The 22,500-nt window shown below is 66.5% G+C and carries 21 protein-coding genes and 1 tRNA gene (1 of these 22 only partly in view); 11 read left to right on the forward strand and 11 right to left on the reverse strand.

Translation table 11 applies throughout. The annotated features are described in order from the left end of the window. Positions 1–193 precede the first annotated feature (193 nt). Positions 194–961 carry a hypothetical protein gene (locus AC1DVA_RS22305; RefSeq protein WP_476807316.1) on the forward strand — a complete coding sequence of 256 codons (768 nt, stop codon included), beginning with the start codon at positions 194–196 and terminating at the stop codon, positions 959–961. Continuing rightward, on the forward strand, positions 958–1,350 hold the full coding sequence (locus AC1DVA_RS22310; RefSeq protein WP_476807317.1) for a thermonuclease family protein: 393 nt from the start codon (positions 958–960) through the stop codon (positions 1,348–1,350). The genes AC1DVA_RS22305 and AC1DVA_RS22310 overlap by 4 nt, the downstream gene beginning before the upstream one ends. A gap of 311 nt (positions 1,351–1,661) precedes the next feature. On the opposite strand, the gene AC1DVA_RS22315 is transcribed toward AC1DVA_RS22310, so the two are convergent. After that, positions 1,662–1,751, reverse strand: a tRNA-Ser gene (locus tag AC1DVA_RS22315). A gap of 187 nt (positions 1,752–1,938) precedes the next feature. On the opposite strand from AC1DVA_RS22315, the gene AC1DVA_RS22320 reads away from it, so the two are divergent. From AC1DVA_RS22320 to olsB, 5 genes are all read left to right on the forward strand, one after another. After that, positions 1,939–2,259 (forward strand): hypothetical protein, encoded by a 321-nt coding sequence (locus AC1DVA_RS22320; RefSeq protein WP_265051798.1) that lies wholly within the window; start codon positions 1,939–1,941, stop codon positions 2,257–2,259. A gap of 83 nt (positions 2,260–2,342) precedes the next feature. Next, entirely contained in the window at positions 2,343–2,999 is a 657-nt protein-coding gene (gene msrA / locus AC1DVA_RS22325) for a peptide-methionine (S)-S-oxide reductase MsrA (RefSeq protein WP_265051799.1), read from the forward strand. 101 nt (positions 3,000–3,100) lie between these two features. Further along, positions 3,101–4,654 (forward strand): YifB family Mg chelatase-like AAA ATPase, encoded by a 1,554-nt coding sequence (locus tag AC1DVA_RS22330; RefSeq protein WP_476807318.1) that lies wholly within the window; start codon positions 3,101–3,103, stop codon positions 4,652–4,654. Between the two features lie 91 nt (positions 4,655–4,745). Continuing rightward, complete coding sequence (locus tag AC1DVA_RS22335) at positions 4,746–6,833, forward strand: hybrid sensor histidine kinase/response regulator (RefSeq protein WP_476807319.1); 2,088 nt, start codon at positions 4,746–4,748, stop codon at positions 6,831–6,833. A gap of 182 nt (positions 6,834–7,015) precedes the next feature. Continuing rightward, positions 7,016–7,888: a l-ornithine N(alpha)-acyltransferase gene (gene olsB / locus AC1DVA_RS22340; RefSeq protein ID WP_476807328.1), complete on the forward strand. Its 873-nt coding sequence runs from the start codon at positions 7,016–7,018 to the stop codon at positions 7,886–7,888. Positions 7,889–7,894: 6 nt separating this feature from the next. On the opposite strand, the gene AC1DVA_RS22345 is transcribed toward olsB, so the two are convergent. The 3 genes from AC1DVA_RS22345 to AC1DVA_RS22355 are packed head-to-tail and all read right to left on the reverse strand — an operon-like array spanning position 7,895 to position 10,586. Further along, positions 7,895–8,761, reverse strand: coding sequence for an SDR family oxidoreductase (locus AC1DVA_RS22345; RefSeq protein ID WP_476807320.1), 867 nt, complete (start codon positions 8,759–8,761; stop codon positions 7,895–7,897). Further along, positions 8,758–9,996, reverse strand: coding sequence for a tRNA epoxyqueuosine(34) reductase QueG (gene queG, locus AC1DVA_RS22350; RefSeq protein ID WP_476807321.1), 1,239 nt, complete (start codon positions 9,994–9,996; stop codon positions 8,758–8,760). The genes AC1DVA_RS22345 and queG overlap by 4 nt, the downstream gene beginning before the upstream one ends. After that, a complete protein-coding gene (locus AC1DVA_RS22355) occupies positions 9,894–10,586 on the reverse strand; it encodes a glutathione S-transferase family protein (RefSeq protein ID WP_265051804.1) in 693 nt (230 codons plus the stop codon). The genes queG and AC1DVA_RS22355 overlap by 103 nt, the downstream gene beginning before the upstream one ends. 258 nt (positions 10,587–10,844) lie before the next feature. Between AC1DVA_RS22355 and AC1DVA_RS22360 the strand changes: the two genes are divergently transcribed. After that, on the forward strand, positions 10,845–11,642 hold the full coding sequence (locus AC1DVA_RS22360; RefSeq protein ID WP_265051805.1) for an undecaprenyl-diphosphate phosphatase: 798 nt from the start codon (positions 10,845–10,847) through the stop codon (positions 11,640–11,642). Between the two features lie 11 nt (positions 11,643–11,653). Here AC1DVA_RS22360 and AC1DVA_RS22365 read toward each other — a convergent pair whose 3' ends face one another. Next, positions 11,654–13,294, reverse strand: a complete 1,641-nt coding sequence (locus AC1DVA_RS22365; RefSeq protein ID WP_265051806.1) for an MFS transporter — start codon at positions 13,292–13,294, stop codon at positions 11,654–11,656. 164 nt (positions 13,295–13,458) lie between these two features. Next, complete coding sequence (locus tag AC1DVA_RS22370; protein ID WP_476807322.1) at positions 13,459–14,358, reverse strand: protein-methionine-sulfoxide reductase heme-binding subunit MsrQ; 900 nt, start codon at positions 14,356–14,358, stop codon at positions 13,459–13,461. Positions 14,359–14,457: 99 nt separating this feature from the next. Here AC1DVA_RS22370 and AC1DVA_RS22375 point away from each other — a divergent pair, with 99 nt between their 5' ends. Further along, positions 14,458–15,072: an HAD family hydrolase gene (locus AC1DVA_RS22375; RefSeq protein ID WP_476807323.1), complete on the forward strand. Its 615-nt coding sequence runs from the start codon at positions 14,458–14,460 to the stop codon at positions 15,070–15,072. A 192-nt stretch (positions 15,073–15,264) separates the two neighbouring features. Here AC1DVA_RS22375 and AC1DVA_RS22380 read toward each other — a convergent pair whose 3' ends face one another. Together AC1DVA_RS22380 and AC1DVA_RS22385 are read right to left on the reverse strand one after the other, a co-directional pair. Further along, the gene (locus AC1DVA_RS22380; protein WP_476807324.1) at positions 15,265–16,392 is read right to left on the reverse strand and encodes a saccharopine dehydrogenase family protein; all 1,128 of its coding nucleotides are present in this window, start codon (positions 16,390–16,392) and stop codon (positions 15,265–15,267) included. 187 nt (positions 16,393–16,579) lie between these two features. After that, a complete protein-coding gene (locus AC1DVA_RS22385) occupies positions 16,580–17,023 on the reverse strand; it encodes an Lrp/AsnC family transcriptional regulator (protein ID WP_476807325.1) in 444 nt (147 codons plus the stop codon). A 232-nt stretch (positions 17,024–17,255) separates the two neighbouring features. Here AC1DVA_RS22385 and AC1DVA_RS22390 point away from each other — a divergent pair, with 232 nt between their 5' ends. Next, a complete protein-coding gene (locus AC1DVA_RS22390) occupies positions 17,256–17,738 on the forward strand; it encodes a hypothetical protein (RefSeq protein WP_265051811.1) in 483 nt (160 codons plus the stop codon). Between the two features lie 152 nt (positions 17,739–17,890). On the opposite strand, the gene AC1DVA_RS22395 is transcribed toward AC1DVA_RS22390, so the two are convergent. From AC1DVA_RS22395 to ilvD, 3 genes are all read right to left on the reverse strand, one after another. Beyond that, on the reverse strand, positions 17,891–18,829 hold the full coding sequence (locus AC1DVA_RS22395) for a hypothetical protein (RefSeq protein WP_265051812.1): 939 nt from the start codon (positions 18,827–18,829) through the stop codon (positions 17,891–17,893). An 86-nt stretch (positions 18,830–18,915) separates the two neighbouring features. Continuing rightward, complete coding sequence (locus tag AC1DVA_RS22400) at positions 18,916–19,977, reverse strand: HPP family protein (RefSeq protein ID WP_476807326.1); 1,062 nt, start codon at positions 19,975–19,977, stop codon at positions 18,916–18,918. A 242-nt stretch (positions 19,978–20,219) separates the two neighbouring features. Then, complete coding sequence (gene ilvD, locus AC1DVA_RS22405; protein ID WP_265051814.1) at positions 20,220–22,061, reverse strand: dihydroxy-acid dehydratase; 1,842 nt, start codon at positions 22,059–22,061, stop codon at positions 20,220–20,222. A gap of 301 nt (positions 22,062–22,362) precedes the next feature. Here ilvD and AC1DVA_RS22410 point away from each other — a divergent pair, with 301 nt between their 5' ends. Beyond that, a protein-coding gene (locus tag AC1DVA_RS22410) for a LysR substrate-binding domain-containing protein (protein ID WP_476807327.1) crosses the window boundary here: on the forward strand, positions 22,363–22,500 show its start. Its footprint extends 753 nt past the window's final position; the window shows 138 of its 891 coding nt (coding positions 1–138); the start codon lies at positions 22,363–22,365; the stop codon falls past the right edge of the window.

A 22,500-nucleotide genomic window follows, 5' to 3' on the forward strand; every position in this document is an offset into this window, starting at 1 on the left:
GTGTTCGACACTGGTAACATCTCGATCATCTCGACGCGTCGTGCGATTTCCGCCGAGAGCAAGTAGTTGGCCGAGTTTAACAAGACCCGGAGAGGCGCCAAAGCTACTGAAACCCCGCGGTCATCACCGCGCGGTCAGAATGAGCGGCATGGGCTGCGGGTTTTGACAAGCTCCGAAACCAAGGAGGCTCAAGATGGACCCTGCATATGCAGTTGCCGCCGCCGTAGTGATCGGTGGATTTGCAATTCGCAGTCTCCTGCGTGCAAGGACCAATGCGGCGGCCGACGCGGCCGCGGCCGCTGAACTCGCTGCCTATCAGCGCCATTCCCATGAGGCCGATAATTGGATTTCCGAACATCGCTTACGCGGCGTGCCACCAGAGATGATCTGCGGCTGGGTCCCGGCTGGCTTCGATTGTGATGAACGTGTGCTGTGCGTTCTGCCCGGTGTCGACCTGTTGGAGCCTCGCGCAATGCGACGCTCGAGCCAGTTCGGTCGCAGTGCTTCCAGCGGCCCGACCATCCGTTTCGGTGCCGGGCTGTCACACCGATTTAGTTCCGGTGAAAGCGCCGGCGTCAGTGCGAGCCAGAGCATCGACGAACTGCGTCAGATCGATCACGGCACACTGATCGTGACGACGAAGCGCCTCGCCTTTCTCGGCTCGCTGCGGACCAACAGTGGCAGCCTGGAAGATCTGATCGGCATCAACGCTTCCGGCAATGGCATTCAGGTCTATCGCGAGCGTAAGCCGAAGGCTGAGACCTATGTGCTGAATTATCCGTTACTCCTCGATGGCCAGCTAGTCACCGGACCGATGATCCAGCTGGCAATCGAGATGGCGAAGCTCGCTCAGGAAGTAGATGCGTTGGGAGCAGCGCCCGGGCCAGCCAGGGTCGGATGGAGAAAGTCGCCGATCATGGAAACAGGCGACAACCCGCTACAAGGCGGTTCACGGCGATGAAGTTTCTGTCAACTGCTCTCGCGCTTGCGCTACTGGCCGGCCCGGCCAGGGCCACCACCCTGCTGATCGACGGTGACACCGTCCAGATCGACGGTACCCGCATCCGTCTGCTCGACATCGACACGCCGGAAACCTTCCGGCCGCGTTGCGAGCGCGAGTTGATCCTTGGCCTCGCCGCCAAGCGGCGGCTCCTGGAACTGCTCGACAGCGGCCCTGTCAGCTTCTTCCCGCACGGCCGGGATCGTTACAACCGCGTTCTCGCGCGGGTCTATGCCGGCGGCGTCGATGTCGGGCAGGTGCTGCTCAAGGAAGGATTTGCCCTGCCATACCGACCGGGACCGGCGGCTAAAGCCGACCGGCTAGCGGTTTGGTGCGGGCCGAGGGGCTGACGACCCAGAACAAAACGTGAAAAGCTTGACGATACGTCCCAGCGTTATTCCCCCTGTCCGCGCTAGCGCCCAGTCTGGGTCGACAGCCCGGACATCTGCAGAAGGGGCGATCATGGAACTAGAAGCGCATAAGGCCGAGATCAGGGGCGTGGCAGAAGGCGGTCAGCCGAATGGTCCAACTGCTGCAACGGGAGGCAACTCGCTGCATGATGCGACGAGCGATACCGCCGCCATTCGTTAGGGCAAATATTAGGGTAGTCGAACGACGAGATGAATAAATCTAATTAATTCAGTGACTTATAGATATTTTATGGCGGACAGGGCGGGATTCGAACCCGCGATACGGTTTCCCGTATACACACTTTCCAGGCGTGCGCCTTCAACCACTCGGCCACCTGTCCGGCGCGCTGCTTATGACCGCGGCGTCATCATCTTTCAAGGCCCGAGATGCTGCGTTTTGCACAATCCCGGTAAATCGTCGGCGCTCGGTTGCGCTGCCGGGCCGGGATGGGCACATCTGGACGCAGGGTGYGGTGGTCGGTTGAGTTCATGCTGGCGCGAGTGTTGAAGTGCGACGAGGAGTGGACGGTGCGGTTTCTTCTACGGCTGGTGGGGTATCTCTGCATCGCTGCCGGCTTTGTCGTGCTGGTGATCGACGGGGCCCGTTCGATCGCGAACTCCGCCCTGCGGTTCACGGCCGTCAGCGAGACGCTGACCGCGGTCATCCACGAGCGCTATGCGCTGATCCAGCCGGCCATCGAGCGCAACATCCACCCCTTGCTCTGGGATCCGATTCTGCTCTCCGTGATGCGGGCGCCGACCGCGTTGGCGGCGCTTCTCCTCGGATTTGCGCTGCTGTGGCTGGGGCGGCAGCCGGAGCCACAGATCGGCATCGTCACGCGTCGGTGAAGGCTTCGGTTCGTGCAAGCCCCTGTGCGAATGGCTGCGGGAGGCTTACATAGGCGCCGAGGCTCGAATGGACGGAGCAACCCATGTTCTCTTTGCGCAAGAAGACCGAGATTCCCACCGCTGCCGAGGCGCTGCCCGGCCGGCCTACGGCCATCCCCACCGCGGAAACCCATTTCGTCAATGGACGCGCGCTGGCGGGCCCCTATCCGGAGGGCACCCGCAAGGCGGTCTTCGGGCTCGGCTGCTTCTGGGGTGCCGAGCGCAAGTTCTGGCAGAGCGGCGAGGGCATCTGGGTCACGGCCGTGGGCTATGCCGGCGGTTCCACGCCGAATCCGACCTATGAGGAGGCCTGTAGCGGCCTGACCGGCCATACCGAGGTCGTTCTGGTCGTCTACGACCCGGAAAAAATCTCCTACGAGGATCTCCTGAAGATATTCTGGGAGAATCACGATCCGACCCAGGGCATGCGCCAGGGTGGCGATATCGGCACCCAGTACCGCTCCGCGATCTACACCTATGGCGACGAGCAGAAGGCCGCTGCCGAGCAGTCGCGCGATGCCTACCAGGCATCGCTCAAGGCGGGCGGCTACGGCCCGATCACGACCGAAATCCGCGAGGCGCCGACGTTCTACTTCGCCGAAGACTATCACCAGCAATATCTCGCCAAGAACCCGGCCGGCTATTGCGGGCTGGGCGGCACGGGCGTCGCCTGCCAGATCGGGGTCGGCGTCGAGGCCTGACCAAGGGGAGGCAAAGGCAGCCCTCTTCTGGTTCTTGGTATGTTCTTGCGTTGCCGTTGAAGCTCGGCTAGCGTTCCCATGGGGAATGGGGCTGGGCCGAAATGGTGACGCGGGTCGCGACGGTGGCGTTTGAGGGCATCGAGGCGCGCGCCGTCGATGTTCAGGTGCAGGTCTCGCCCGGCGGTGTCGCCTTCATCCTGGTCGGGCTACCCGACAAGGCGGTGGCCGAAAGCCGCGAGCGGGTTCGCGCCGCGCTCATCGCCTCCGGCCTTGCCCTGCCGGCCAAGCGCATCACCGTCAATCTGGCGCCGGCCGACCTGCCCAAGGAAGGCAGCCATTACGATCTGCCGATCGCGCTCGCCGTGATGGCGGCGATCGGCGCCATCCCGCCCGACGCGCTCGCCGGCTATACCGTGCTGGGGGAACTCGCGCTCGATGGCTCGATCACGCCGGTGGCGGGCGTCCTGCCTGCGGCGATCGCGGCCTATTCCAGGGGGCAGGGGTTGATCTGCCCCTTCGCCTCCGGCCCGGAAGCGGCCTGGGCGGCCGCCGATATCGACATCCTCGCGCCGCGCTCGTTGATCCAGCTCGCCAACCATTTCAAGGGCACGCAGGTGATGGCGCGGCCGGAACCTGCCGTCGCCCGCCAGGGCGGCCTCCTGCCCGATCTCGCCGATATCAAGGGACAGGAGAGTGCTCGCCGCGCGCTGGAGATCGCGGCGGCGGGCGGACATAACCTCGTGATGAACGGTCCTCCCGGCGCCGGTAAATCGATGCTGGCGAGCCGGCTACCCTCGATCCTGCCGCCGCTTTCGCCGCGCGAGCTGCTCGAGGTCTCGATGGTGCTCTCGGTTGCCGGCCATCTCGCCGAGGGAGCGCTCACCGATCGTCGCCCCTTTCGCGCGCCGCACCATTCGGCCTCCATGGCGGCGCTCGTCGGCGGCGGTCTGCATGCCAGACCCGGAGAGGTGTCGCTGGCCCATCATGGCGTGCTTTTCCTCGACGAACTGCCGGAGTTCCAGCCGCAGGTTCTGGACGCGCTGCGCCAGCCGATGGAAACCGGCGATGTCCTGATCTCCCGCGCCAACCATCGCGCCTCCTATCCAGCGCGCTTCCAGCTGGTGGCGGCGATGAATCCGTGCCGCTGCGGCAAGGCGACGGAGCCCGGCTTCGCCTGCCGGCGCCAGCCGAACGAGCGCTGCATGGCACAGTATCAGGCCAGGCTGTCCGGCCCGCTGCTCGACCGGATCGACCTCGCGATCGACCTCCCCGCCGTCACGGCCGCCGATCTCATCCTGCCTGCGACCGGGGAGGATTCGGCCACGGTGGCGGCAAGGGTCGCGGCGGCGCGCCGGCTCCAGGTCGCGCGCTTCGAGGCGCTGGGCCTTGCGCAGCGCGGCCTTGGTCATGTCACCACCAACGCGGCCTGCCCCGTTCCCGTGTTGGAGGAGATCGTGCGGCCCGACAATGCCGGCCTCGCCTTGCTGCGCGACGCGGCCGAGGCGATGCGCCTGACGGCGCGGGCCTATCACCGTGTCCTCAAGGTCGCCCGCACGCTCGCCGATCTCGATGGCGAGGCCAAGGTCGGGCGCCTGCATCTGGCGGAGGCGCTGTCCTATCGCTCGCGTGGGGAGCAACTCGTTCAGGCGGCTTGATCGGTTGGGTTAATCGACGCCTAAGGCGGACAAGCGAATCTAAGCCGTTCCCGGGCGCATTTTTCAAGGGAAGGCCGCTAGATCGAAGGGCATGGCTTCTTCGCTCTGGTCATGGCTCATCCTCGGAGGCGCGGCGCTCGCTTTATGCGCGCTGGTCGCGCGACTTTTGCTGCAGCGCGGGCGGCTGCGCCGGCAGGTCGCGAGTTTGGTTCGCGATACCGAGGACCTCAACGACCGGCTCTGGAGCCTCGCCGATAGCGAGGAGCGCTACCGCAGCCTGATCGAGGCCCAGGGCGACCTCATCGTCAGGCGCGATGGCGCCCGCATCGTCTATGCCAACCGCGCCTATGCGGCGCTGTTCGGGGCGAGCGAGACCGATCTCGTCGGCAGCAAAATGCAGCTGCCGCAGCTCGCCAACCGGCCGGTGCAACTGCTCGACGGCGGCGCGCGCAGCTTCGACGAATGCCTCGCGACCTATGAGGGCGAACGCTGGATTTCCTGGGTCGAGACGGTGGTTCCGGGAGGCGACGGTCGCACGCTGATCCAGCGTGTAGGCCGCGACATCTCGGCCCGGATCGCAAGCGAGGACGCGATCGTCGATGCGCACGCCCGGGCAGAGGCGGCGAGCGAGGCGAAATCGCGCTTCCTCGCCACCGTCAGCCATGAGTTCCGCACGCCGCTCAACGGCATTCTCGGCATGGCCGATCTCCTCTCGGATACCGGCCCCGATGCCGAGCAGGCGACTTATATCGAGGCGCTGCGGACGTCCGGCGAGGCCTTGCTCGCTCTGGTCGACGATATCCTCGATTTCGCCAAGGTCGAGGCCGGCAAGCTCGAGTTGGTCGAGGAGCCCTTCGAAGTCGTCCAGCTGGTCGAGACGGTGGCGGAGCTGATGGCCCCGCGGGCGCAGGCGAAGGGCATCGAGCTCGCAGCCCATATCGCGCCGGACCTGCCGACGCGCCTCGTCGGCGACCGCGACCGCCTGCGCCAGATTCTGCTGAACCTGGTCGGCAATGCGGTGAAGTTCACGGAAGCCGGCGGTGTCGGCCTCAGCCTTCGACAGGCGGGCGAGGGCATCGAGATCGTCGTCGCCGATACCGGACCCGGCATTCCCGCCGACCGGCTCGACGCCATCTTCGGCGAGTTCGAGCAGCTGGAGCATGGTTCCGGCATAAGGCAGTCCGGAACCGGCCTCGGCCTTGCCATCGTCAGGCGCCTCGTCGGCCTGATGGGAGGCGAGGTCAGGGCCGAAAGCCGGCTGGGTGAGGGGGCGACCTTCCGCATCACGCTTCCGCTGATGGTCGCTTCGGGCGCCGCGCGCCCCGTCATCCCGCACTGGCCGCGCCAGCATGTCCTGCTGGTCTCGCCCGCTCCCTTTGCAGTGCGCTTTCTCGCAGAAACGATCCGGGCGACCGGAGCCATGGTGTCTGTTGCCGCCACGGTCGAGGCCGCGCGCGTGAAGCTGATCGGCGAGACGCCGCCGACGGCCGTGCTGATCGACCATGCGCTCGGAGATGCGCCAGCGAAGGATCTCGCGGCGGCCGTTCAGGCAGCGGGAATTCGCGATTGCCTGATTCTGCTGTCGCCCCTCGAACGGCGGCAGTTCGGGGCGCCGCAGGCGGCAGGTTTCTCGGGCTTCCTGATCAAGCCCGTGCGCGCTCGCTCGCTCTATGAACGGCTTGGAGCCGGCTTTCCGCACGCTTTGCCGGCGCGGGCCGAGGCCGCGAGCGCTCACCCAGCCGCGAGTCGGCTGCCCGGAGCCGGGCTCACCGTGCTCGTTGCCGAGGACAATGAGATCAACGCGCTGCTCGTGGTCAGGACGCTCGAGCGCTTCGGCTGCACCGCTTTCTGGGCTCGCGACGGGCGCGAGGCGCTGCAGCGCGTCGAGGCGAGCTTCGCCGGGACGGCTCCGGCCCTCGCTCTCGCCCTGCTCGACGTGCGCATGCCGGTCATGACCGGGCTCGATTGCGCCCGCGCGATTCGAGCGCTCGAACGCCGGCTTGGCCGCACCGGCGCGTTGCCGCTCGTTGCGGTGACCGCCAATGTCGCGGATGCCGACCGGGAGGCCACCTTGGCCGCGGGCATGGACGATTGCCTCGCCAAGCCTCTGGAGCGCGCTGCCCTGCTGCGCTGGCTGGAAAGACTGTCCCAGCCCTTGGCCGGCAGCCTCTCGGCTTGATATCCGTCATCGCTTCGACGCAGTTTTGTCGCGAAGTTGTAAGATGCTCGGAGCAAGCCTACCTCAAGGCCGAACGCGGCTGAGGGACGAGATGCGCGATGGCACTGCACGTTTCTGAGAGCAAGAACGCGCTGCCTTCACGGTTGTCAGCCGGCAATCGGTTCTCGCGATTCGCTCCGCTGATGCTGATCACCGGCGGAAAGAGGCGCCGCTTCGGCGGAGAGCCGGGCGAGGCGCCGCCGCTTTCGGGTACGCTCGGCCGGCTCGGCTCGCTCGAAGTGCGCCTGGCGCGCGGCCCCCGCGAGATCTGGCGGGCGCAGCGCCTGCGCTACCGTGTCTTCTATCAGGAGATGTCGGCTAAGCCCGATGTCGTCTCGCGCATGTTCCGCCGCGACGCCGATCGTTTCGACAAGGCCTGCGACCATCTCCTCGTCATCGACCACGCCGCGCGCGGTCGCTTCGGCGGCATCAAGCCCAAGGTCGTCGGCACCTACAGGCTGATGCGCCAGAGCGCGGCCGAGCGGCTTGGCGGATTCTACACCCAGGGCGAGTTCGATCTCGCGCCGATGCTGGCGCGCCATCCGGGCCAGCGTTTCCTCGAACTCGGCCGCTCCTGCGTGCTGAAGCCCTACCGTACCAAGCGGACGGTGGAGCTGCTCTGGTCCGGTATCTGGGCCTATCTCCAGCATCATCGCATCGACGCGATGTTCGGCTGCGCCTCCTTCGATGGCACCGACCCGGAGGCGCTGGCGTTGCCGCTGAGCTTCCTGCACCATCAGGCCCGCTCGGAAGGCGACTGGGCTGCGATCGCGCGCGCCGAGCACTATGTCGGCATGGACCGCCTGTCACCGGAGATGATCGACGCCAAGCTCGCGCTCAAGCAGCTTCCGCCGCTGATCAAGGGCTATCTCCGGATTGGCGCGCGTTTCGGCACCGGCGCGGTCATCGACCGCCAGTTCGGGACCACCGACGTGCTCGTCGTGCTGCCGGTTTCCGCGATCGACAAGCGCTATGCCGAGTACTATGGCGGCGAGACTTCGCGTCACGCTGCCTGAGCGGCCTCATTCGCCGGCTGCGGCCATGGCGCGAAGCGCCTCGCGATAGGTCGGGTAGCGGAAGTCGTAGCCTAGTTCCCGCTTCACCAATGCGTTCGAGACGCGCTTGCTCTCGCCGTAGAAGCTCGCCGCCATTGGTGAGAGTGCGGCCTGCTCGAACGGGATTTCGGGCGGCGGCGCCAGCCCGGCGAGTTCCGCAGCGAAGGTGATGACATCCTGCGGCGGCCCCGGCTCGTCATCGGTGACGTTGTACACAGCGCCGTCCCGCGGCTGCGCCAGCGAGGCCATCAGTACCCCCGCGATGTCGTCGACGTGGATGCGGTTGAAGACCTGGCCGGGCTTGATCAGCCGCGTCGCCTTGCCCTCGCGCAGCTTGGCGATGGCGTTGCGGCCGGGCCCGTAGATGCCGGAGAGGCGGAAGATCTGAACCGGCTTGCCGCTCTCGCGCCCGAGCGCCAGCCAGGCCTCCTCGATCGCAATGCGCTGGCGGGTGCGGGCGTTGGTCGGGGCCGGCGGCATGGTCTCGTCAATCCAGGCGCCGCCCTGGTCGCCATAGACGCCGATCGTGGAGAGATAGCCGATCCAGCGCAGGTTCGGGGCTGCAGCGAGCGCGGCGCGCAAGGACCCGAGCGCCGGGTCGCCATCCTCGGCCGGCTGGACGGACACCAGCACCGCATCGGCCTCAGCCACCGCTTTGCCCAGCGCCGACGACACGGCGAAGCCGCCGAAGACCAGCGTTCGGATGCCCTCGCGGCTGAGCTCCGCCGCTTTCTCGGCCGAGCGGACGGTGCCGGTCACTTCCCATCCCCGCACCAGCGCGGCGCGCGCGAAGAAGCCGGCGGAATAGCCGAGGCCGAGGATCAGGATGTTCATGCGGCGTCTTCCGTTTCAGGCGTGAGCGCGTGCCATTCGGCGCGCACCTGCGGATCGCTCTCGTCGCGCAACGCGGCGGCAGCGTGCTGGCGGGCGCGTTCCGGGTCGAGCCGGCCCAGCGCCCATACGGCCATGGCCCGGACGAGCGGGGAGGGCTCGGCGAGATGGGGCAGGGCGCTGTCGATCAGATCAGCCCGCCCGCTATTGCCGATCGCGATGAGGACATTGCGCAGGAAGCGGTCGCGGCCGGTGCGCTTCACCGGGGTCCCCGCGAAGAGCGTGCGGAAGCTCGCATCGTCCAGGCGGGCGAGCGCCGCAAGCTCGAGCCCGTCGAGCTCTTCCTTCAGGGCGAGTCGCGTCTCCTGCGCCGCCTGCGCGAACTTGTTCCAGGGACAGACGGCGAGGCAGTCGTCGCAGCCGAAGACGCGGTTGCCGATGCCGGCGCGTAGATCCGCGTCGATATGGCCGGGATGTTCGATGGTGAGATAGGCGATGCAGCGGCGCGCATCGAGCTGGTAGGGCGCCGGGAAGGCATCGGTCGGGCAGATGTCGAGGCAGCGCCGGCAGGAGCCGCAATGGTCGTGCTCTGCCGCGTCCGCCGGCAGCTCCGCCGTGGTGTAGATCGCGCCGAGCAGCAGCCAGGATCCGTGCTCGCGCGAGACCAGCACCGTGTGCTTGCCCTGCCAGCCGAGCCCGGCCGCCTGCGCCAGCGGCTTCTCCATGACCGGGGCCGTGTCGACGAAGACCTTGACGTCGGCGCCGCCGCGCGCGGCCAGCAGACCCGCGACGCTCTTCAGCTTGCCCTTGATCACGTCGTGATAGTCGCGGCGGCGCGCATAAAGCGAGATCGCCGCCTTGTCGGGATGGGCGAGCATGGCGAGCGGGTCGCCCTCGCCGGCATAGTTCATGCCGAGCATGACGACTGAGCGGACTTCGCTCCAGAGCTGGCGCGGATCGGCGCGCTGGTCGCGGCGATCTTCCATCCAGCCCATATCGCCCTGGTAGCCATTCGCGAGCCAGGCTTCGAGGCGCTCCGGCGCCTGCGGGATCGCATCGGCGGCGGCCACGCGCATCAGGGCGAAGCCTTCGTCGCGAGCCCGCCGGGCGACGGCGCGCTTGAGCTTTTCGCCGCTCAGAAGTCCAGATTGTCGTAATGGGCGCTCGGAGCCATGCCCGGCACCCGGTCGCTCAGCAACGACCGGAAGCTCGGTCTCGACTTGATCCTCGCATACCATGCGCGAGCCGCCTCATCCTCTTCCCAGGGCACGTCGCCGAGATAGTCGACGCAGGACAGATGCGCCGCCGCCGCGAGATCGGCATAGCTCAGCTGCTCACCCGCAAGCCAGTTCCTCTTGGCTACCAGCCAGGAGATATAGCGCAGATGATAGCGCACATTCGCGCGCGCTGCGCGGATCGCGCTCATTTCCGGCGGACCGCCGCCCTCGTCGCGGCTCATGAACCGCTTCATCACCTTCTCCAGCACGAGCGGGGCGGTGATCTCCTCGTGGAACTTGACGTTGAACCAGTCGAGCAGGCGGCGCACCTCGACACGCTCGCCCGGCCCCTCCGGCAGCAGGCGCCGGTCGCCGAGCGCCAGCCCGCGAGTCTCGTCGAGATATTCCGAGATCGGCCCGGCGCCGGGCACGGCCAGCCCGTTCTGCTCCTGGAAGACGGGCGTGGTGCCCGCCGTATTGAGCTCGATGAATTCCCGTCGGCGCTCCCAGACGCGTTCCTCGACCAGCTCGGCCTCCATGCCGAACTCACCGAGAACGAGACGGATGAAACGCGAATGCGGGCATAGCGGGTAATGATACAGGGTCGCCATGGCACTCATGAAGACTGTGAAGCAGGCAAAATGCGACGGAAGCAGGGCCGCCGGGCTTGCAGAGGCCCGATAGACGACAAGGGGCCTGCTATAATCATGCCCGAAAAGCGCCACAACCCGCCGCGATGCGGAAGCCCGCAATTTGCATAGGCTGCTTCGCGAAGTGGTAACCAATTTGCAAAGAGCTGGGCGTAAGCCGGTCGAACGTCTCTACGCGCCCGCTCGGCGCCTTCCGAAGTCGCACGAGGGCCTTCCTCCATGCAGAACCTGATCGAAGCTTTCGTCCTCGGCATCGTCGAGGGCCTGACCGAGTTCCTGCCGGTCTCGTCGACGGGCCACCTGCTCCTGCTCGGCCACTTCCTCGGCTTCGAATCGAACGGCAAGACCTTCGAGGTCCTGGTCCAGCTCGGCGCGATCCTGGCGATCCTGCTGGTCTATTTCCGCCGCCTGCTCGACATCGCGCTCAGGCTGCCGAGCGATCCCTCGGCGCGGCGCTTCGTCATCGGCGTGCTGATCGCCTTCCTGCCGGCGGCGGTCATCGGCGCCATCCTGCACGGCTTCATCAAGACCGTGCTGTTCAACCCCTTCATCGTCTGCTGCACGCTGATCGCCGGCGGCCTTATCCTGCTCGTCGTCGACGAACTCGAGCTGCAGGAGAAGCACACCGACGCCACCGCTTTCCCGCTGCCGATGTACTTCAAGATCGGGCTGATCCAGTGCCTCGCCATGGTCCCCGGCGTCTCGCGCTCGGGCTCGACCATCGTCGGCGCCATGCTGCTCGGTGCCAGCAAGCGCGCAGCCGCCGAGTTCTCCTTCTTCCTCGCCATGCCGACCATGGCGGGCGCCTTCGCCTACGACCTGCTGAAGAGCTACAAGTTCCTGACCTTCGACGACGGTATCCTTATCGTCGTCGGCTTCGTCGCGGCCTTCTTCTCGGCGCTGATCGTGGTGCGCAGCTTCCTCGACTTCGTCTCGAAGCGCGGCTTCGCGCCCTTCGCCTGGTGGCGGATCATCGTCGGGATGCTCGGGCTCGCCGGCCTCTGGATCGTCGGCTGAGCCTTTGAGGGTCAGGCCGGCCGCGAGGAGTCGGCGAGCGAGTCGGCGAGCGTCGGAGATCTGGCCGGCGATTGCGGCAGCGAGGTCGTCTGCCGCTCGATCATGCGATGGACCACCGGCGGGTTCGGGCCGCTGTGCAGCGCGCGGACCCGCTCGCCGATCTCGGCATCGGCCTGGGTGACGCGCTGGTTCTGCCGGACATACTCGACCCAGGTCGGGCTGTCGTAACGCTCGAACCAGAGCGTCGAATCGGTCAGGTCGCGCAGCAGCGCCCAGTGCCGGGCGCCGTCGCGGCGCCGGATGCGGCGCCGTTCCGCCATCACGTTCAGGAAGGCGACGATGTCCTCCGGCTTGATGATATACTCGACGGTGACGATCACCGGTCCGGAGCGCGGTTCGATATCGACCGCGACCTTCGGCTCGCGCCAGCGGCTGAGCGGGTCGAGGTTGAGGGCCTCCAGCGGCGGCAGCCGGTAGCGCAGCCCGAGCGCCGCCCCGAAGAGCAGCGTGACCGCCGAGATCAGCAGGGCCTTTTCCACGCCGAAATGCTGCGCCGAGCGGCCCCAGGCCCAGCTCCCCATCGCCATGCCGCCGAACGCCGCCATCTGGTAGGTCGCGAGCGCCCGCCCGACGACCCAGCGCGGGGCGGAGAGCTGCACCGTGGCGTTGAAGGTCGAGAGTGCCAGCACCCAGCAGGCGCCGCAGACGCACAGGCCCATCATCGCCAGCCAGATGGTCTTGCTCAGCGCGATGACGATGACGCCGATGGCATAGGCGGCGAAGGTGGAGCGAACCAGGGTTTCCGTGCTCATCGCGCGCCTGAGCCGGGCGCTCATGAAGGCCCCGCCGACCGCGCCGGCACCGAAGGCGCCGAGCAGCACGCCATAGGTCAGGGGGCCGCCGCGCACGAGATCGCGCGCGATCAGCGGCAGCAGCGCCAGCCCGACGATGGCGCCGAAACCGTAAACGAAGGCGCGCAGGATGACGGCGCGGATGTTGGGCGACATCGCGACATAGCGCACGCCGGCACCCATCGCGATGAGCAGCGTTTCGCGCGGCAGCAGGCGCTCGACCTTGGGTGGCTCCCATCGCGCGAGCACGACGAGCAACGGGATATAGCTCACGGCATTGATGGCGAAGGCGGCCACCGCGCCGGCTGCCGCGACGATGGCGCCGCCGATCGCCGGCCCGACGCTGCGGGCGATGTTGAAGGCGACGCTGTTGAGCGTCACCGCCGCCGGCACGTCGCGGCGTGGCACCATGTCCCCGACCGAGGATTGCCAGGCCGGGTTGTTGAGCGCCGTGCCGCAACCGATCAGGAAGGTGAAGGTCAGCAGCAGCCAGGGTGAGATCAGACCGAACCAGGCGACGATCGCCAGCGCGATGGAGACCAGCAGCATGAAGACCTGGGCGGTCAGCAGGATCTTGCGGCGGTCGTAATTGTCTGAGATCGCGCCGGCCGCCAGCGAGAACAGCATCACCGGCAAGGTGGTCGAGGATTGCACCAGCGCCACCATCTCGGCCGAGGGCGAGATCGAGGCCATCATCCAGGAGGCGCCGACAGCCTGGATCAGACCGCCGAAATTCGAGGCGAGGCTCGCGAACCAGACGGCGCGGAAGATCGGTTGCTGCAGCGGGACGAAGGGCGACACCCGGTTATCCGTAGGCCCGATGCCCTCCGAGGCGAGCTCGGCTTCTACGACATCGGCCGTGGGCTGGGCGTGAGGATCGTCAGGCATCCCATAGGGTTAAAACATGAGGGCGAGAGGGGGAAACCCTTTCCATCTGGAAGATGTCGAAACATGGAAAGTTTTTCTCACGCCGCAGCCGGCTGGCGCGCCTGCCTGGGCGGGCGGGGCTTGCGTGCGCGCAGGGCCTGGCCGACCACGACCAGAAGCCCGGCCAGCACGACCCAGTGCGCGGGCCGGATCGAGACATAATCCTGGTAGATCAGGATATCGGCATTGGCCTGGAAGACGAGCCAGGCCGAGACGCCGGAAGTCAGCGCATACCACGCAGCCTCCAGGCAGGCGGTGATGAGGCCGGCAAGGATTGCCGTTCCCGCCAGCATCGGGGCCGAGATGGGCAGCTTCCAGCGGTAAAGGCCACGATAGAGCATGAGCAGGACGAAGAGGCCACTCATCAGGACAGGTTCGGTCACGTCGATCTTGGATTGCAGCGCGAAATGCAGCAGGGCCAGCATCGCGATCGGATAGATCAGGTTGTGCAGGCGCTGCCAGTTCTTGCCGAGCCGGCGGATCATGCCGTCGGTCGAGGTTGCGCCGAGCGCGCACAGGCCGAGCAGCGCGACGAAGCCGATGGTCAGGTAGAAGCGCTTGACGATCTCCGAGACGATCAAGCCCCAGTCGAAGGCCATGTCGATGCAGTAGAGCGTCAGATGCCCGAGTGCGTAGGCCATCACGCCGAGACCGAGCATGCGGCGGATGCCGATCAGCTTGCCCCAGTCGAACAGCCGCCGGAAGGGCGAGACGGCGAGCGTGATGACGAGCAGCCGGACCGTCCAGGTCCCGGTCTGGTGGATCGCCTGCGTCCAGGGCTTCGATCCCAGCTGATGCATCCAGGCCGCGTAGAGCAGCATCAGCGCCGGCACGAACAGCAGCGCGAAAGTCGCTGCCCGCAGGCCCGAGAAGYGGCCCTGGCGGTCGGTCCATGGCAGCCACGCCTTTGCGGGCGTTTTTCCTGTGCGAGAGCTCATGTCTCCGCATAAACGATGGGGTCGGTCCCTGTCCTGCACATCTGGACACAAGCGCGTGAATGGGTTGTCCTGCCGCCCCTTTTTCGAGCGGATTTCACGATGGCTTCCAGCAATCCCACCGTCGTCTTCGATGTCGGCAATGTCCTGCTGCGCTGGGATGCGCGGCTGATCTACCGCGCGCTGATCCCTGATCCCGAGCGGCTCGACTGGTTCATGCAGAACGTCTGTACCATGGCCTGGAACATAGAGCAGGACCGCGGCCGCTCCTGGGAGGAGGCGGTGGCCTCGCTGGTCGCTGAGCATCCGGAATGGGAGCGCGAGATCAAGGCGTATGACGAGCGCTGGCATGACAGCATCCCCGAGGCGATCGCCGGCAGTGTCGCGGTGCTGGAGGAGCTGAAGGCGCGGGGTGACAGCGTCTACGCCATCACCAATTTCTCGCGTGAGAAATGGGCGGAATGCCTGATCCGCTTCCCGTTCCTGCAGAGCTTCGACGGCGTCGTCGTCTCGGCGCATGAGCAGCTCCTCAAGCCCGATCCCGCGATCTACGAGGTGCTGTTCGGCCGCTACGGCCTGAACGCCGGCGACTGTATCTTCGTCGACGACAGCGAGAAGAATATCGTGGCGGCCCGCGATGTCGGCATGCAGGCCGTGCACTTCGTCGAACCCATCGACCTGCGCAGCGAATTGCGCGGCCTGGGCGTCAGGCTCTGACCGGCAGAGCCTGACTGTTGGAGCTTGTTTCGTTTTTACGGGAACACGCGTCATTCCGGACAAGCCGCGAAGCGGCGCCGATCCGGAATCCATCGGAGGGCACGGCATCCTACGCTGGATCCCGGGTCAAGCCCGGGATGACGGCGCGTTTCTACGTAAGATCAACATGCTCTCAAGGAAGAGAGCCGGCTGTCAGGCGGCGCTCTTGATCGCGACGGTCGGTGCCAGGCCCGCCGCATCGACGCCGCGGGCTTCCCGCAGCAGGCGCGAGCCGGCCTTGGTCGCCAGGAAATCGGCAAGGACCGCATCCTCCTGACGCACGAAGCCCTTGGCCGGCAGCTTGCCGGCGAGGAACAGCTCGACCATGGCGACGCAGCCGGCGGCGGTGGTGAGCTGGATCGCGCCGAGCTCGTCATTGCCGTCATAGCGCAGCACGACGCTCTCCTCCTCGAGGCGGCCGCGGCGCTCGCCGACGCCGGTCACGAAGATCACGACGACGTCCTTGCGGGTAAACGGCGCGGAGTGGCTGAGGATGCGGCGCAGCGTCTCGCGGTCATCGGCGAGTTCGAGGTCGCGCAGCAGCAGCTTCATGATCTCGGCATGGCCGGGATAGCGCAGTGTCTTGTAGCTCATGTTGCGGACCTTGCCGGCCAGCGTCTCGGTGAGCGTGCCCAATCCGCCCGAGGTGTTGAAGGCCTCGTAGGCGACGCCGTCGATCATCACGCTCTCGATGCCTTCGAGCGCGGGAACCAGCGTTGGCTGTCCGTCGAAGACGATCTCGCAGGGGTTGCAGTATTCGTTGATCAGCCCGTCGACCGACCAGGTCACGTTGTAGCGCAGCGCATTGGTCGGGTAGAGCGGCAGGGCGCCGACGCGCATCTTGATGGTGCGGACGTTCTCGAAGCGCGCCGCCATGTCGGCCCCGAGGATGCAGATGAAGCCCGGAGCCAGCCCGCATTGCGGCACCAGCGCGACATCGGCGGTCTCGCCGAGATCCTTGATGTAGGAGGTGGTGGCGACGTCCTCGGTCAGGTCGAAATAATGGGTTTTGGTCTCGGCCGCGACCTTGGCGATGCCCTTGTTGAGGAAATAGGGGCAGGCGCTGACGACGATGTCGCGATCCTTGAGGAACGCCCGCAGCGCGTCGAGATCGGAAGCGTCGACGGTGGCGGTGGCGAAGCGGGCGCCGGCAGCGTGCTTGAGCTGCGACTGCGCGGCATCGGCCAGCGTAACCTCATGGCCCTGCTCGGACAGCATGCCGGCGATGATGACGCCGATCTGGCCGGCGCCGAGCACGGCAATGCGCTTCTGGATGGTCATGTCGCGATCTCCTGACGGGTCGGGCAGGCAGTCCACCTCCCTCTCCAGCCGATCATCGCTTCATGTGACGCTCGCTTTAACGGACGGATCGCCGACGCGTGCACCTATTTGCGTGCGATCCGCAGGGATATGGCCCAAATCGATGCGAAACGAACGGCGCTTGCCAGAGACATCGGCGCGGAGGTGGTCAGCGCTCGAATTTCCGCGCCAGAATCACGGAGGAGGTCGTCCGCCTGACGCCTTCCATCTCGGCGATCCAGTCGATCATCGTGTCGAGGTCGCTCGCTGTCTCGCACTCGATCTTGACCGAGAGATCGAAATGGCCGCTCAGCGTGTGGCACTGCACGATTTCCGGCCGCTTCTTCAGCGCCGCGACCACGCTGCCTTGCTGCCGGACCTCCAGCTCGATCAGGATGAGGGCGGAGATCGTCGTGACCGGGCGGCTCGCCTTGCCGAGGATCGTGGTGTAGCCGGCGATCACCCCGTCGCGTTCGAGCCGGGCGAGGCGCCCTTGCACCGTTGCCCGCGAGACGCCGAGCGACTTGGCGATGTCCGACAGCGGCAGCCGCGCATTCTCGGTGAGAATACGGATGAGTTCGCGGTCCTTCGCGCCGTCTGACGGCCGTGCCATATCGTCTCCGGATCGTTCGGCGGGCCGTCATATAGCAGGGAAACGCGGGGCTCCGGCAAGGGGCGCGCGGGAAGGCGGCCAGACTTCATTCGAGCGCGCCAGCAAGGGCCTGCCCGAAAAGGAACATCTTGCCCGCGGAGGGGTTATCCGCGCGCCGGAAAGGACTTGCTTCGGGGCGCAAATCGGAGTGGCATGCCATCCGGCGGCAGCACGCTTTGCCATGGAGAACGTCATGTTCAGGACATTCATTCTCGCATCCGCCTCGGCCTTCGCCCTGGCCTCTTTCGCTGTGACTCCCGCCTCGGCGCTGACGATGAAGGAGTGCGGCGTCAAGTATCAGGACGCCAAGAAGGCCAATACGCTCAAGGGCCAGAAGTGGAACGATTTCCGCAAGGCCCAGTGCGGCGACGACGATGCCGCCGATGACGAGGCTGCGGCTGCCATGCCGGCCGAGCCGGCGAAGCCTGCCGCTTCCGCGGCGGCTGCCGCTCCAGCCGCCAAGCCCGCCGCGATGCCGGCCGGCAAGGCGAAGGCCGCTGTCTTCCCGAAAGCGGTTTCGCAGAAATATTCGAGCGAGACGGCCGGCAAGGCGCGCCTCAAGACCTGTGTCGACCAGTACAACGCCAACAAGGCGGCCAACGCCAATGGCGAGCTCAAATGGATCGAGAAGGGCGGCGGCTACTGGAGCCAGTGCAACACCAAGCTCAAGAGCTGAGGCGCGTTCGAGAGCTTGCTGATTTTGCAGAACAAGGCGTCATCCCCGGCTCTCCGCTTTGCTCCGGCCGGGATGACCCGCGGTTCCTCCAAAACCTGACAGGCCCCCATCGTTCATAAAACGCTGCGCCGCGAGGCGCGGCGTTTTTCGTTTCAGAGCATCTGCGACGGGCGCGAGGCGGGGTCGGACGGCCGCGCCGGTGGCGGATTGTCGGGCCGCTGCTGCCCCTTGCCGATCATCTCCCCGCGCGTGCGGATGACATGCGCCGTCACCACCTCCTGAACGCGTCTCTCGGCGGCATCGCGGATAGCGCCGCGATTGGCGGGGCGGCCTTCCTCTGTCTCGATCAGCTCGATCGTGGCGTTTGTCAGCGCGTCGACATCGCTCTTGCAGAACAGCATGGCCGCCTTGGCGACGACCTCCGCCTTCTCGTCGGTCAGAAGCATCGGCGCGCCTTCACGCCCGATGCAGGCCAGCATCTTGCTGCGGATCAGGTCGCGGGTCTTCTCCAGCAGCGCCTTCTTCTCGGCCCGTGCCGTGCGTTCCGCCTCGGTCGCCTCGCGTGGCTGTGCCTGATTGGGCGCGCCGGGCGCCGTCGGTCCGCGCACATTGGCGCTCTGCTTCACGCATTCGACCAGCGCCGGCAGCATCTCGCCGGTCGAGGTCAGCGCGAAGGTGAAACGGGCATCGTTCGCGACCAGCTCGAGATAGCGCCCCTGCCGGAAGGCGTTGATCAGGGCGGACTGAGCCGGCATCGCGATGGTGACCAGCGTCGGAGACTTGATGTTGGCTGTGACATCGATGGTCGAGCTGCGGTCGAAGACGAGCCGGAGGCTGAGCGTCTCGCCGGTCCTGAGCTTCCATTCCGGCTTCGAGAAGCCGAGCAGCCAGGAGAACTGCGACGTCACCGAGGTCAGCATCGTCACGCCGCTCTTGTAGTGGGCGCTGACGGCGCAATGCGAGAAGGCGCCCGTCTGGTCGTTGGTGAAGGTGCCGCCCGACCAGTTGCCGACGACGATCTTGCCGAACGGGCCGGCAGCGCCAGCCGGGAATGACAAAAGGCAGGTCAGGGCGACCATTGCGGCCCGCATTCGGGTTTCTCCGTACCGATCCTGGCGTGAGGCTAGAACAGGACGGGGAAAAGGGGGACCTGTTTTTTGCGGTACCGCTTGTCTGATCAGGCAGCGTCCTGCCGCAGCGGCTTGAGCAGCATTGCGAGGAGATCGCTCTGGGTCACGAGGCCGAGGAGCTGCTCCGCCTCGTCGACGATGACGACCGCATGGCGGCGGCCATCCGTCAGCGGCGCTATCAGGTCCACGGATGGAGCATCCGGCCGCGCCGTATAAGCGGCTGCCATCACGTCGCCGACGCGCAGGCCCGCTCGTGTCAGCTCCCGCAACCCGACCGTGCCGAGCAGGCGATTGTCGCGGTCGACGACCGGCAGCGTGCGGATGCCATGTTCGAGCAGCAGCGCCCGAGCCGTCTCGATCTCTCCGTGTTGGTCGATGCGGACGATGTCGCGGGACATGATGTCGGAGCAGCGCGGCAGGCCGCGGAACCGGGAAAGCGCATGCATCTCGACGCGCCGGAGCAGCCGGTCGAGATCCTCGCGATCGATGTCGAAGGTCTCGCCGAGATCATCGAGGGCGGCGTCGATGTCCGCCTCGTTGAAACCGACGCGATTACCCGGTGGAAGGTCCCTGGTGCCATGCGGATTGACCGCGACCGGAGACCGGTGCGGGTAGCTGTGGCTCGAAAAGCGATGGAACAGGATGCCGAGCAGGGTGAGTACGACCGCATTCAGCCCGACCGGAACGAAGGCGAAGCCGAGACCATAAGCGCCGACGATCGGCCCGCCCAGCGCGGCCGTCAGCGCTGCGGCTCCGCCCGGCGGGTGCAGGCAGCGCAGCAGCGACATGCCCGCGATCGCCAGCGCGACGGCGACGCCAGCGGCGACGGCCGGCTCGGGGATATAGCGGCCGACCAGCAAACCGACGAGCGCCGAGACGGTGTTGCCGCCGATGATCGACCAGGGCTGCGCGAGCGGGCTTGATGGAATGGCGAAGAGGAGCAGGGCCGAGGCGCCCATGGGCGCGACGAGCAGAGGCAGGTGAGGATCGTTGCCGAGAAGGAGGCTGCAGATCAGCCCGGTCGCGCCGACGCCGATCAATGCGCCCAAGCAGGCGACGAGCCGGTCGCGCCAGGTCGCACCAGCGAGGATCGGTGCAAACAGCCGCATGCGCCAGCGCTTTGTCGCTTGGGGTTCGATTGCCTGGGTATTCATCGCGGACAGCCGGATTTGCTCAAATCTTCGGCAGATCAATAGGCGGGAGGGTGTGTCCCGGGCAATGCCATTCTGACGGCGCGGGCGCCTCGCGATGCCAAAAAGCAGAATTGGCTCCGGCGAGGCGCTGACTTGGAAATTCGATCTCTATGAACGGTCGATCGGCCGCTTGTGCCGGCCGATCGACCTTGGAACCCTCAATCGATCATGCGCACCGCGCCCCTGGCGGCGCTCGTCGTCGTCGCGGCGTAGGCCTTGAGCGCGGTCGAGACCTTGCGCTTGCGCGGCGCGGCAGGCTTCCAGGCATCCTTGCCCTTGGCTTCCATCGCGGCGCGGCGACGCGCCAGCTCCTCGTCGGAAACTTCAAGCGAGATGCTGCGGCTGGGGATGTCGATCGCGATGATGTCGCCGCTCTCGACGAGGCCGATCGCGCCGCCTTCCGCCGCTTCCGGCGAGACATGGCCGATGGAGAGGCCGGACGAGCCGCCTGAGAAACGCCCGTCGGTGATCAGCGCGCAGGCCTTTCCGAGCCCCTTCGACTTCAGATAGCTCGTCGGATAGAGCATTTCCTGCATGCCCGGCCCGCCGCGCGGTCCCTCGTAGCGGATCAGCACGATATCGCCGGGGTTGACCTTGCGGTTGAGAATGCCCTCGACCGCCGCATCCTGGCTTTCGAAGATCACGGCCGGGCCCGAGAATTTCAGGATGGAGGCATCGACGCCTGCCGTCTTCACGATGCAGCCGTCGAGCGCGATGTTGCCGAAGAGCACGGCGAGCCCGCCATCCCTGGAATAGGCGTGCTCGAGATTGCGGATCACGCCGGCCTCGCGGTCGGTGTCGAGCTCCTCGAAGCGCCGGTCCTGGCTGAAGGCGGTCTGCGTCGGCACGCCGCCCGGCGCCGCGCTGTAGAAGGAGCGAACCGCCTCGCTCTGGGTCTGCGTGATGTCCCAGCGCGCCAGCGCATCGGCCATCGTCGTGCTGTGGACGGTCGGCAGCGAGGTGTCGATCAGTCCGGCGCGGTCGAGCTCGCCGAGGATCGCCATGATGCCGCCTGCCCGGTGCACGTCTTCCATATGCACGTTGGCGACGGCCGGAGCGACCTTGCACAGCACGGGCACGCGCCGAGACAGCCGGTCGATATCGGCCATGGTGAAGTCGATCTCGGCCTCATGCGCCGCCGCCAGCAGGTGCAGCACCGTATTGGTCGAGCCGCCCATGGCGATGTCGAGCGTCATCGCGTTCTCGAACGCCTTGAACGAGCCGACATTGCGCGGCAGCACGCTCTCGTCGTCCTGGTCGTAATAACGGCGGGCGATATCGACGATCAGATGGCCGGCCTCGACGAAGAGGCGCTTGCGGTCGGCATGGGTGGCGAGCGTCGAGCCGTTGCCGGGCAGCGCGAGGCCGAGCGCCTCGGTCAGGCAGTTCATCGAATTGGCGGTGAACATGCCCGAGCAGGAGCCGCAGGTGGGGCAGGCCGAGCGCTCGATCACGTCGACCTCGGCATCGGTATATTTGTCGTCGGCTGCCGCGATCATCGCATCGACGAGATCGACCTTCTTCAGCACGCCCTCGGCAATGAACTTGCCGGCCTCCATCGGCCCGCCCGAGACGAAGACGGTCGGGATGTTCAGGCGCATCGAGGCCATCAGCATGCCGGGCGTGATCTTGTCGCAGTTGGAGATACAGACCATCGCGTCGGCGCAATGGGCGTTGACCATGTATTCGACGCTGTCGGCGATCAGTTCGCGCGAGGGGAGGCTGTAGAGCATGCCGTCATGGCCCATGGCGATGCCGTCATCGACCGCGATCGTGTTGAACTCCTTGGCGACGCCGCCGGCCTTCTCGATCTCGCGCGCGACGAGCTGGCCGAGATCCTGGAGATGGACGTGGCCCGGCACGAATTGGGTGAAGGAGTTCACCACCGCGATGATAGGCTTGCCGAAATCGCCGTCCTTCATGCCTGTGGCGCGCCAAAGGCCGCGGGCGCCGGCCATGTTGCGGCCATGGGTGGACGTGGCGGATCTCAGCCTGGGCATCTCATGCGTCTCCGGTCTCGGGCTCCTGATGTCCCGTTGCGCGGCAAACTATCGTCGCTGCGCCTTCCGTCAAAATTGAATTCTTCGATTTCCATGATCGGCTCCACGCATGGCGGAGATCAACCTCCGCCGTCATCCCGGACGCAGCGAAGCGGAGATCCGGGATCCATCGTAGAGCGAGGCGCCCCTCGATGGCTCCCGGATCGGCGCGGCTTCGCCGCTTGTCCGGGATGACCCGCGTTTCCTAAAGCGGCGGCGCTCATTTAATGAACAGCCGGAAGAGAGGTTTGCGGTGACAAGCATGCTGCGCAATATCGACGTCGATCTTCTGCGGTCCTTCGTCACCATCGCGGAGCTGCGCAGCTTCACCCGCGCCGCGGCGGCGCTGTTCCGCAGCCAGTCGACGGTCAGCACGCAGATCCGGCGCCTGGAGGAGCTG

The sequence above is a fragment of the Allobosea sp. P4_C6 genome, assembly GCF_056402015.1.

Bases quoted from the DNA above. Each gene is read 5' to 3' on its own strand.
- AC1DVA_RS22330 (WP_476807318.1), top strand. From the start codon at position 3,101: ATGGTGACGCGGGTCGCGACGGTGGCGTTTGAGGGCATCGAGGCGCGC.
- AC1DVA_RS22345 (WP_476807320.1), bottom strand. From the start codon at position 8,761: ATGAACATCCTGATCCTCGGCCTCGGCTATTCCGCCGGCTTCTTCGCG.
- AC1DVA_RS22335 (WP_476807319.1), top strand. From the start codon at position 4,746: ATGGCTTCTTCGCTCTGGTCATGGCTCATCCTCGGAGGCGCGGCGCTC.
- queG (WP_476807321.1), bottom strand. From the start codon at position 9,996: ATGGTATGCGAGGATCAAGTCGAGACCGAGCTTCCGGTCGTTGCTGAG.
- AC1DVA_RS22400 (WP_476807326.1), bottom strand. From the start codon at position 19,977: ATGCGGCTGTTTGCACCGATCCTCGCTGGTGCGACCTGGCGCGACCGG.
- AC1DVA_RS22305 (WP_476807316.1), top strand. From the start codon at position 194: ATGGACCCTGCATATGCAGTTGCCGCCGCCGTAGTGATCGGTGGATTT.
- AC1DVA_RS22375 (WP_476807323.1), top strand. From the start codon at position 14,458: ATGGCTTCCAGCAATCCCACCGTCGTCTTCGATGTCGGCAATGTCCTG.
- AC1DVA_RS22390 (WP_265051811.1), top strand. From the start codon at position 17,256: ATGTTCAGGACATTCATTCTCGCATCCGCCTCGGCCTTCGCCCTGGCC.
- AC1DVA_RS22355 (WP_265051804.1), bottom strand. From the start codon at position 10,586: ATGGCGACCCTGTATCATTACCCGCTATGCCCGCATTCGCGTTTCATC.
- AC1DVA_RS22385 (WP_476807325.1), bottom strand. From the start codon at position 17,023: ATGGCACGGCCGTCAGACGGCGCGAAGGACCGCGAACTCATCCGTATT.
- AC1DVA_RS22380 (WP_476807324.1), bottom strand. From the start codon at position 16,392: ATGACCATCCAGAAGCGCATTGCCGTGCTCGGCGCCGGCCAGATCGGC.
- olsB (WP_476807328.1), top strand. From the start codon at position 7,016: ATGCTGATCACCGGCGGAAAGAGGCGCCGCTTCGGCGGAGAGCCGGGC.
- AC1DVA_RS22310 (WP_476807317.1), top strand. From the start codon at position 958: ATGAAGTTTCTGTCAACTGCTCTCGCGCTTGCGCTACTGGCCGGCCCG.
- AC1DVA_RS22395 (WP_265051812.1), bottom strand. From the start codon at position 18,829: ATGCGGGCCGCAATGGTCGCCCTGACCTGCCTTTTGTCATTCCCGGCT.
- ilvD (WP_265051814.1), bottom strand. From the start codon at position 22,061: ATGCCCAGGCTGAGATCCGCCACGTCCACCCATGGCCGCAACATGGCC.
- AC1DVA_RS22360 (WP_265051805.1), top strand. From the start codon at position 10,845: ATGCAGAACCTGATCGAAGCTTTCGTCCTCGGCATCGTCGAGGGCCTG.
- msrA (WP_265051799.1), top strand. From the start codon at position 2,343: ATGTTCTCTTTGCGCAAGAAGACCGAGATTCCCACCGCTGCCGAGGCG.